This window comes from Budvicia aquatica DSM 5075 = ATCC 35567 (assembly GCF_000427805.1).
Classification (GTDB): domain Bacteria; phylum Pseudomonadota; class Gammaproteobacteria; order Enterobacterales; family Enterobacteriaceae; genus Budvicia; species Budvicia aquatica.
In genome coordinates, this window is record NZ_ATYS01000038.1 from 46722 (window position 1) to 53310 (window position 6589).

The 6589-nt window shown below is 45.7% G+C and carries 2 protein-coding genes; one reads left to right on the forward strand and one right to left on the reverse strand.

The annotated features are described in order from the left end of the window. Window positions 1–189: 189 nt before the first annotated feature. Window positions 190–1008, reverse strand: coding sequence for an IclR family transcriptional regulator (locus tag YWE_RS0114755; RefSeq protein WP_227659952.1), 819 nt, complete (start codon window positions 1006–1008; stop codon window positions 190–192). Between the two features lie 620 nt (window positions 1009–1628). On the opposite strand from YWE_RS0114755, the gene YWE_RS0114760 reads away from it, so the two are divergent. Next, the coding region (locus YWE_RS0114760) for an ESPR-type extended signal peptide-containing protein (RefSeq protein WP_029095245.1) at window positions 1629–6589 on the forward strand (4961 nt) is incomplete at its 3' end.

Sequence of the window (6589 nt, forward strand, 5' to 3'; positions counted from 1 at the left end):
ATAAAGAGAAAAAGGTGGGTAATGCAGGATCCTAGCGTTCGATCACATATTTGAGCGTTTTTATTGGGCGTGCTGTATTTACAAATGGAATAAAACAAGAAAGGGAGGGGATATACCGTGGCGATAACAATAGGTTATTGCTTATCAGCTAATCAAATAAGCTTAAAAATGTTTTCTGCAATCGAAGCGTTAGCGGATTGATTGTGACAACATATTAGCCGCCGTTTTAACCAGTTCAACAAATTCAGGAATTTTCTCATTGGGTACCTGAAAGCTAACGCCTGACATGCTAATAGCCGCAATCACGCGATTGCTCTTATCAAAGACCGGTGCAGATATGCAGCTAACGCCATCGTAATCTTCTTCATTATCGAAGGCCCAGCCCTGGTGACGAACAATCGCTAACTCTTTTTTCAACTGGGTGCGGGTAGCAATAGTTGTTTTGGTTTTTACCGGTAATACTTCCTGTGGGATTAAACGGTCAACGTCTTCATCCGGCAGCCATGAAAGAAGAACTTTTCCCAGGCTTGAGCTATGCAGTGAAAGGCGTTTACCTAGCCAGCTACGAACCACAATAGCTCCGGGGCTTTCGGTTTTGGCCAAATAAATCGCAGAGCTGCCATCGAGCACGCCTAAGTGACAGGCCAAACCGGTTTTATTGCGTAAAAAATTCATAGGTTCAATGGCCAGTTCGCGAATATCAAAGCTTTCAACTGCCCGACTGCCCAGTTCAAACAGGCTTAAACCTAAATAATACTTTCCTTTTTCTTGCCTTAAAAATCCGTGGGCGATCAGACTATTTAGCAATGTCGCGGTTGAGCTTTGTGCTAAGTTCAGGTTTTGATAGAGCTGACTAAAGGTTACGCTGCCGTTTTGTGCGACATAGTTGAGTATGCGGGCTGTTTTATCAATGGCTGGCGTTTTAGTCGAGATCTCATCCATTTTTAAGCGCTTATTGGTTGCTGATGACCGGGAGGTGAGTGTAATGGAAATAGTGATTAAACTCAAAAGTACGATAGCCCGCCATGGACGACAAACCGTCGGTTCAGCGACATGGTATAACAACCTATACAATATAGGCAGAGGATAGGCAGAGAAATTGATTATTTATGGATACTTAATAATGCTAATGGGTTGATGTGGTTGAATTATTAACAACGCTAACTAAAATGGCCGAAATCTATTTAAATGGAAATAAGTTATTACCGTGACTATTTATATGATTGTTATTATTTAAAGGTAAACACTTCTGGTTATTAGGAATAGGAGATTATTTTAATTTAATAGTAAATATAATAACGCTTTGAAATTATAGTTTATTAATTTTAAAAATTAACTTATTTTAACTTTAATCAATAAGTTACGAATTATTGTTTGGTGGTTTATTGGGTGTGTAATTATAAACAATCCTTTTTTGTATTGTCTTGGACGATCGATATTCAAGTATCAATTGATTTTATCGATCATTAAATGTAAATTGATCGTTATAAACGATTTATTGGAAATTGAATTAAGACCTATTATTGTCAACTCGTTAAGGGAAGTGTTTTTATTCATGGAAGAATAGATCTATTTTTTATAAATGGGTTTAAAGATTCCATGAATGGATTTAGCCATGGAATCAGAAAATGAATAAAGTTTATAGAATTATATGGAATAACGCATTAGGCCTGTGGGTCGTCACTTCAGAACTTGGACGTGGAAAAGTAAAAAGCGCCACAAAAAAAACGCTCTCTGGCCTGGCTCTGAGTTTAGCATTATCCAATACGGCTCTGGCAAGTGAATGTTTCTCTGAATTTCTTACCTGTAACCTTGATTCGACATGGTCATTTTCCACTAATAATGAATATGCCGGTATGCTGACCATTTCTGATGGTAAAACATATCGTATTAACGGTCCTTCAACGTTTACTGGAGCTTCCGGAACCTACGCTACTTATAGCACCATAAATCAATTGATTGCTGCCGGATATATCAATGCAACACCTTTGCCCTCCGGTGAAATTCAGGTTCATCTTGGTGCAAAAAGCCAAAATATCACTATTGAAGATCCAATTATCAACGCCTCGCGCGTGGTATCTGTTTATGATTCGACGGGTTTAAAAGAGTATGAAAGTGGATTTGCCGCCGGTGGTTATGGCGTCGCTAAAATCGGCACGGCAAACGTCTACTATAAAACTCGGTTTGCTAATGTAACCTCGGGCACGGCAGATATTCATGCAGATAATATAAATATCACGGCTGCGATGAAAGACAGCCAATTGATATACGTTGAGAACAATGGCAATAGTTCAACCGCTCAAGCTAATTGGCATTCTGTTAACTATGTTCAGTTTTTCACTGAACCTGACTATATGGTCACACCGACTCAAAATGCAGTCGCGCGAAAAACGACTTATCAAAACAGCTTCACAGCTTTTGATGGTAGTCAGGTAACAGTCAGTTCTTTAAATGATTTCAAGAATTATAACAATTGGTTGATTAGCAAAATAAAGTCGGGCGAACTTTTACCTGAGCAATACGATACCCAATTAGCTAAAGCCTATAAGACAGTTGCTACCAATTATACAATAAATCGGGTTCCTGCTAATGCCGATCCTATTGTATCTAAGCCTGCCGGTATCTCTGTGGTGATGATGGGAAAAGGCAAAGGAGCAACAATTCGGCTATCTGAAACCGGAAAGATTACAGGCGATCTTCGGGCTAACTGGGGAACGACTGCCAGCGTATTCCGGCTAGAAGAGGGGGCCACAGGAATCAATGACGGATTCGTTGAAACACCCTATTACGCGGCAACGGTATTTAGCGGCTCTCATTTTATTAATAATGGCTCATTAACCACGGGTACTGCGGGCGGCGTTAATGGCAATGGTGTTTATGTCTCGGGTACAGGCAGCCTGTTTACCAACAATGGCCTCCTAAATGTTTCTCCTCCATTTTGGTCTTCAGTTATTGGTAGTAATAGTTCAGCACAGGGGATGACTATTCTTGGTGGTGCTAAAGCAATCAATAACCACATCATGAATATAGGGACCAGCGAAGGCAATAAGGGGCGCGCTGTTCTTGGTTTTGTCTATGGGGCGCTGGTTTCTACCAACGCTAGCTTTATCAATAAAGCTAGCGGGGTGATGAATCTCGGTATGGATGCTAATGGTAATAGTATGTATACCGCATCAGGATCGTCAGCTATTCGTATCGGAGCCGCTACTATCGGGTCTGTTGATAATCAAGGCCACATCATTCTGGGGACCAAGGTTGAAGGTTCCACCGGTATACATGATATAAGCACGGGTACTCATGATGTCGTCAATAGCGGCATCATCACCATTCTTAGCAATGGTGATGATGGGAAATTTATTCCAAAGGAAAATATAGGTATCTATGCGCAAAATAAAGCCAAAGGAGTAAAGAATACCGGAAAGATAAATATCAGCGGAATTAATGCTATTGGTATCAAGTCATTGACTGGCGGGCAGGTTACATCCAGCGGTGAGATTAATATTACCGGCGGTGCCGATCCATCGACCGGATTACGTAATTACGGCGCATGGTCTGAAGGCGCAGAGTCACTGGTTGATATTTCCGGCAGCGTTAACTTAAAAGGCGACGCTGCCATTGGGGTTCATGCCCGGGGAGGCGGCACCATTGGCCTATCGGGTAAAGGTCAGGTGAACTTTTCTGACGGCGAAAATCAGATCGGTTATTACATTTACGGCATTGGATCAAAAATTAGTAATACCAGTACCGGCACCCAAGATGTCACCACTAATCATTCTACTTTAATGCGTCTTGACGGTGAGGCAGCCTTTACCGGTTCGTTTGATGCCACTTCGACTATGTCAGCCTCCGGCGATAATGCCAATGTGATTATTGCTACCGGCAAAGGTACCACCGTTGATTCCGGTGGTATGACGGTTAATGTGAATGGTAAAGAATCGACAGGTTTCCTGATTGAGGGAGGAGCCAAAGGGACAATTGGCAGCACCGCAACCATTAATCTCTCCGGTGAAGGCGCGATTGCCGGTATTGCTGACGGGCAAGGGTACGATCTGACCGGTGCTAAGGTCGATATGACTGATACGGAAAGAAAAACGACATCGCTGACCGCCGGGGCTAATTTAAATTCAGCGCTGGATGGCGTAGTAGGTTATATCGCCCGCAATTTGGCCGCTTTAACTAATTCCGGCAATATTCACTTTAGCGGTGATAACACCACAGGCATTCAGGTAGAGGAAGGTGCTGTCGGAGCCAATAGCGGCAACATCATCTTAGACGGTGCAGGTAGCGTGGGTCTCAAGGCTTCGGCTAAAACGATTGCCACAACGCTAAGCTCTATTAAAGATCTGACTTTAAATGGTAGTTGGAACGGGTCTGACAACGCAACCCGAACCACTGGCGTACTAGCTGACGGTAGCCAAGTTTCGGTCACCATTGGTGATGGTAGCAATGTGGCAGCGGTGAATCTTAATGGTGCAGGTTCTGTCGGGGTTCATGCCTCAGAAGGCAGTACCGTGACGCTCAATGACAACGTGGCTGTTAACTTTGATAGCAATAAATCTGATCAGATCGCCTTCTGGGTAGACGGCCGTGGTTCTCAGATAATTACCGATGCAGGTACAACTCAGACTCAGGTCAACGGTGATGGGGCAACCTTATTCTACGTTACGGATACCGCAACGCTGGACGGCGTGTTGAATCTGAATCTGTCAGGTAAAGCGGGTAGCGATAAAATCACCTCCGGCATTCGGGTAAGCGGTGTTGGCTCATTGGCGACGCTGGCCACCGGCAGCCTGTTGACTATCGGCACTAATGCTACCGGTGTACTGGCCGAAAATGCAGGACAAGCAGTCATTGAAGTGGGTGCGGCCTTTAGCGTGAGCGGCGACAATGCCGTGGTGGGTAAAGCTACCGGTGAAGGTAGTCGGGTAGAGAACAGAGCGGTGGTCACTTCTTTGGCCGGCAGCAACGGATCAACGGCATTTCTGGCTCAGAACGGCGGGGTGATTGATAATAAGGGCAAGATCGACTTATCCGCAGGTACTAACCATACGGCGATAGATCTGGATAATGGCCACGTGGTCAATATCAGCGATATCTTGGCTAACGGTACCGCCATTCATATTAAAGGCAGTGACAGTACCATCACTAACACCGGTACTATTACGGCCACGGGTGGTACGGCAGCCATTCATGTTGATGCGGATGCAGGGCTGGATTTAAGTGCTATTTCCGGTAGCACCGGGACGATTAAGGCTAGCGGTACCGCAGACGGTATTTTACTCAGTGAAGGTGCCCTGAGTCTGAACGTGGCGAATACTATTATTGATATGAGTGATACCGGGGCCAGCGGTATCGGTATTCATAACGTGGCCGGTATTGAAGGCATTAAGCTGGATAACACGCATATTAAGTTGGGCGGCACCGGTATTGGTATCAAAACCGGGGCGTCGTTGGCTAAAACTAACTCAGGTACCATTAACGTTACTGATGGTACTGGTATTTTGTACCTTAATGAGGATGGCTCTGCGGTAGCGGCCAATCTGGACTTCTCGGACTCGTCTGAGCTGAAGATCAAGGTCACCGGTAGCGGTATTGGTGTTAAAGCCACGCTGGATGGTAATGAGCGCTCAGTAAATACCGGTGTGAGCGTCGCCGTGGCTAACGCTACCGGCGGCTCAGCCATTGATGTGAGCGGTGCAAAAACCGTGGCAAACTCGGGAATATTAACCTCTGCTTCTACCGTAGCTAACGGTAATGTACTGAATGTTCACGATGCTGAGACTATCAGTAACAGCGGCACCATTACTGCATCCTCAGCAGATATCGCCGCCATCGCCATGTCCAATGCGGGCAATAAAATCTTTACCAATACCGGAACAATCAAAGGCCTGTTGGATTTTGCTACCGGGGATAATCTGATTAATCTGACCGGCGGTACCCTGACCGGTAATATTAAGGCCAGTGGCGGGGCCAATACGCTGACGGCATCGGGTGGTTCTGCGCACACCGGTGAGATTATTCTGGCCGGAACGAAAGCTCAGACCGTCACGGTCAACGATGCGTCAACACTGGGGCATCTGGTGATGGCCGGAGCTGGCAACCATCAAGTCACAGTGACAGAGGCCTCTGCGCTCGGCAATGTGGCACTGGGTGACGGAAACAGCCAAATCACCGTCGACGGTTCAACCGCGGGCAATATCACGTTGGGCACCGGCAATAATAATCTGACCCTGTCAGGCAGTGCGCAAATCGCTAACTTGGTGGCGGGTATCGGTGGGAATAACACCGTGCTGGTTAAAGATACGGCCACTTTTGGTACGCTGGATGCGGGCACCGGTGGCACCAACGATAGCCTGACCTTTGACGGGGTGGATTATCAGTTGGCTAACACCTCAGATATTCAACACTTCGACCTGCTGAACCTGACCCACGGTGCGGACTTTACCACTGCACAGCAGATTCAGATGGGGGATACGGCAACATCATCAGGTCGAATTGCCATTGATGGCACTTCATCGCTGGTGCTTAATGCTACCGGTGATTACCGCCTTAACCATGCGCTAAGCGGCAATGGCTTAGTCGATATCAC